This is a genomic window from Pontiella sp., from assembly GCF_041622395.1.
Taxonomy (GTDB): Bacteria; Verrucomicrobiota; Kiritimatiellia; order Kiritimatiellales; family Pontiellaceae; genus Pontiella.
This window is the reverse complement of the sequence record NZ_JBFJYW010000332.1, coordinates 1-3,848: the sequence shown is the minus strand read 5'-3', so window position 1 is coordinate 3,848 and position 3,848 is coordinate 1. Positions and strand designations below refer to the sequence as shown.

Here is a 3,848-nt window from a genome sequence, read left to right as displayed (position 1 = left end):
TCGCGCAGGCGGTTGAATCGCTCAACGTCGAACGGGTGCTGGCGCTCACCGCCACCGCCACGCCGAAGGTTTCCAACGATATGGCCGCGGCGTTCGGCATCCAGCCCGCCGATGTGGTCAACACCGGCTTCTACCGACCCAACCTCGAATTCCGCGTGACCGGTTGCCCCGGCCACGCCCGCGAAAAACTCCTGCTCCAACGGCTGAAAGAACGGCCCGCCGGCGCAACCATCGTCTACGTCCACTTGCAAAAAGACGCCGAGCAGATTGCGAAGCTGCTCCAAGAAAACGGCTTCAACGCCGCGCCCTACCACGCCGGGCTCAAGTCCGAGACGCGCGCGGCCACGCAGGAAAAATTCATGGCCGGCAAAATCCCGATCATCTGCGCAACGATCGCCTTCGGCATGGGCGTCGACAAGGCCGATATCCGCTACGTCTACCACTATCACCTGGCAAAGGGCTTTGAGAGCTATCTGCAGGAAACCGGGCGCGCCGGACGCGATGGCGCCCCTGCGGTCTGCGAGCTGTTCGCCTGCGCCGACGACCGGACCACGCTCGAAAACTTCGTCTATGGCGATACGCCGGACGCCGCCAACATCGCGACGCTCGTCGACGAGCTGCTCGACGCGGGCGACGAGATCGACGTCACCGCCCGCGAGCTTTCCACCGCGCACGACATCCGGCAACTCGTGGTCAGCACGCTGCTGACGCATCTTGAGCTGTTCGGCGAGATTGCGTTCGATGGCTACTACTACAGCGACATCCGTTTCGAGGCCCACCGAACCGGCGCCGAGATACTCGCCACCTATTCCGAAAAGCAGGCCGCCTTTTTGCGGAAGCTTTTCGCCTGCGGCAAGAAGGCCCGCAAATGGATTACGCTCGATATGGACGCCGCGATCGCACGCGGCGGCCAGCCCCGCGACGTGGTGCTGCGCGCCTTCGAAAGCCTGCAGGAAAAGGGATTCATCACGCTGCAGATGTCGGGCTATCGCCAGCGTTTCAAACGCATGGAAAAGGACGTCGACCGCGCCGAACTGACGGCCAAACTCACCGAGCTGTTCCTTCAACACGAACAACTTGAGATCGAGCGGATCGACGCGATGGTCGCCTATGCGGGAGAAACGAGCTGCCTAACCAATCGGTTGCTCGCCTACTTCGGCGAGCCGATCAAGCCCTGCGGCCACTGCGGAATTTGTTTGGGCGATCCCCCCGCGGAACTGGCTCCGCGGGAATCGCCGAAGGTGGATTCCGCGGCGTTGAAGGGCATCGCCGAGCTCGCGGCGAACTATCCCGAAGCACTCGGCCAACCGCGGCAACAGGCGCGTTTCCTCTGCGGGCTCAACTCCCCCGCGATCTTCAGGCAACGCGCCCTGCGCGGTCATCCGCTCTTCAACCGCTGCGCCAACATCCCCTTCAAGAGCATGCTGGAACAACTCTCCCGAGGAAACTAATCGCGCGGGCGGCGGGTGCCGTGCGGTTTGCCGCCTTGCGGACGGCCACCCTGCGGACGCCCCCCTGCGTGCGGACGTCCTCCGCCCCCGCCCTGCCCTGCGGCGGAGCGGACGCTGACCAGACGGCCATCGAGTTTCAGGTTTTCCATGCCCTTGCGGATGGAGTCGGCGGCTTCCTTGGAGACTTCGAAGAACGAGGTGTCGCGCCCGAGATCGATCGCGCCGATCTGGTTGGATTTGATCCCGCTGTTCTCGCAGACGAGACGAACGATCGCCCCGGCGTTGACGCCATGCACGCGGCCGACGTTGACGGAAAATTTCTTGGTGTCGTAGGCCTGCATGCGGCTGTTGCGCTTGGAGTTGTCGGAACGCTGCTGCCCGGGCTGGCGTTCGCGGCGCAGCGCGGGCTTGGCGTTGAGGTCCTCCGCGTTGCGGTAGTAGTCGAGAAACTGGTTGAACTCGATGGCCACGAAACGCTTGATGATTTCCTTCTTGTCGAGGTGGCAGAGCGCCTCGTAGGCCGGCGGAAGATAATCCTTGATCTCGTCCTCGTTCACCTGGACCTCCACCACGCGGTGGATCAGCGCGAGCAACTGGTTTTCGCAGATCGCCTTGGCGTCCGGAATCTTTTCCAGCTTGATCTTGATGTTGTTGCGCTGCTCGAGATCGGCGATGCGGCGACGCTCATGCATGTTGATCAGCGCAATGGAGACGCCCGATTTTCCGGCGCGGGCCGTGCGGCCGCTACGGTGCGTGTAGGCCGCAACTTCGTCGGAGAGTTTGTAGTGGATGACGTGGGTGATGTCGTTCACGTCGATGCCGCGTGCGGCCACGTCGGTTGCAACCAGCACCTGTACGGTTTTCTGGCGGAACTTGCGCATCACCGCATCGCGCTGCGCCTGCGACAGGTCGCCGTGAAGGGCCTCGGCCGAATAGCCGTCGGCCATCAGCTTCTCGGCAACCGTCTGCGTTTCGGCCCGGGTGCGGCAGAAGATCAGGCCATAGATTTCGGGCAGATAGTCGAGGATGCGCTTGACCGCCGGGTAGCGGTCCTTCTCGTGGACCATGAAGCAGAAGTGCTCGATGTTCGCCGCCGATTCGTTGCGGCCGCCCACGGAAACCTCGACCGGATCGGTCTGGTAGTTCTGTGCAATGCGCGCCACGCCCTTGGCCATGGTGGCCGAGAAAAGCCAAGTAACACGATCTTCCGGTGCCTTTTCCAGGATGGCGTCCAGCTCATCCTTGAAGCCCATATTGAGCATTTCATCCGCTTCGTCCAGAACGACTACGGAAACCTGATCGAGTTTTGCCGCGCGGCGTTCGATCAGGTCGAGAAGGCGACCGGGAGTCGCTACAATGATTTGGGTTCCGCGCTTCAAATCGCGGATTTGCGTGGCGATGTTCGAACCGCCGTAAACCGCCGTGATCTTCAGGCCGGGGCGGTGCCGGGCAAACTTTTTCAGGTCGTCGGCAATCTGCAGGCAAAGCTCGCGGGTCGGCGAAAGGATGATGCCCTGCGGCATGTCGTTTTCGGGATCGACGCGTTCGAGCAGCGGCAGGCCGAACGCGGCGGTCTTGCCCGTGCCGGTCGATGCCAGGCCCACAAAGTCCTTCTTGCCTTCAAGCAGGATCGGAATGGCCTGTTCCTGAATCGGAGTCGGGGTTTCGAAGCCCAGGGCTTCAATGGATTTAAGGGTGTCGGAGCTGAGCTCCAGATCGGTAAATTTCATACGGTCCTCTCGCGACGGCAACGCGACGAACAAGTCGTCGATGATCCGCAACGCAGACCCACCATCTATTTTAAAGGGCGCCTTTCCCCGCGCCCATCGCGAGAACTTCGGCCCGAAATTATCGGAACACTTGATCGTGGTTCCGCAAAAACGAAGGGCGGTTATACGCGCTTTCCGCTCATTGGCAACCCCTAAAAACAAAAAAGATCTCAATTCCCCCACGACCAATCCAAAAGGCGCAGATGATATAGGAAACTGACGACCATCGGCTTGCTGGTATTAAAATTATCGTGATTCAGGCTTAGCCTGAATTATTCACGCGCCAAGATTGCTTTGGCAACAAGGCGTCGAAAGGTGCCGCTGTAGCAGCCTACCGCAAGCCTTTCGCAACGAAGTTGACGAAGTGAAATCGCCGCGCCTCCGGTAAAAATGGATGGGACTAAATTTTGAAACAAAAAACCATATTTACCTTAAGTCCGACACACTGCTAGCGGTCGTTGCTTTCGTACCGAAAGCCTCGCTTCGCGTGGATTAAGCGATACCTGAAGTTCTATGGAATGAAGCGGCATCCACGGGAGATGGGTGCGGCGGAGGATGGTGTAGGACGCGCTTCCCGAGGAACGAGGGAGCGCGTAGGGGCGTTGTTTCCGGGTTCGTGGTATAGGGG

At 60.5% G+C, this 3,848-nt stretch carries 2 protein-coding genes; one reads left to right on the top strand and one right to left on the bottom strand.

Features of this window, described 5'->3' with window-relative positions:
• A partial coding sequence (locus tag ABYO54_RS14980) for a helicase-related protein (protein WP_372809046.1) occupies positions 1-1,451 on the top strand: 1,451 nt, incomplete at its 5' end.
• On the opposite strand, the gene ABYO54_RS14975 is transcribed toward ABYO54_RS14980, so the two are convergent.
• Positions 1,448-3,181 (bottom strand): DEAD/DEAH box helicase, encoded by a 1,734-nt coding sequence (locus ABYO54_RS14975; RefSeq protein WP_372809045.1) that lies wholly within the window; start codon positions 3,179-3,181, stop codon positions 1,448-1,450. The genes ABYO54_RS14980 and ABYO54_RS14975 overlap by 4 nt on opposite strands.
• Positions 3,182-3,848 lie beyond the last annotated feature (667 nt).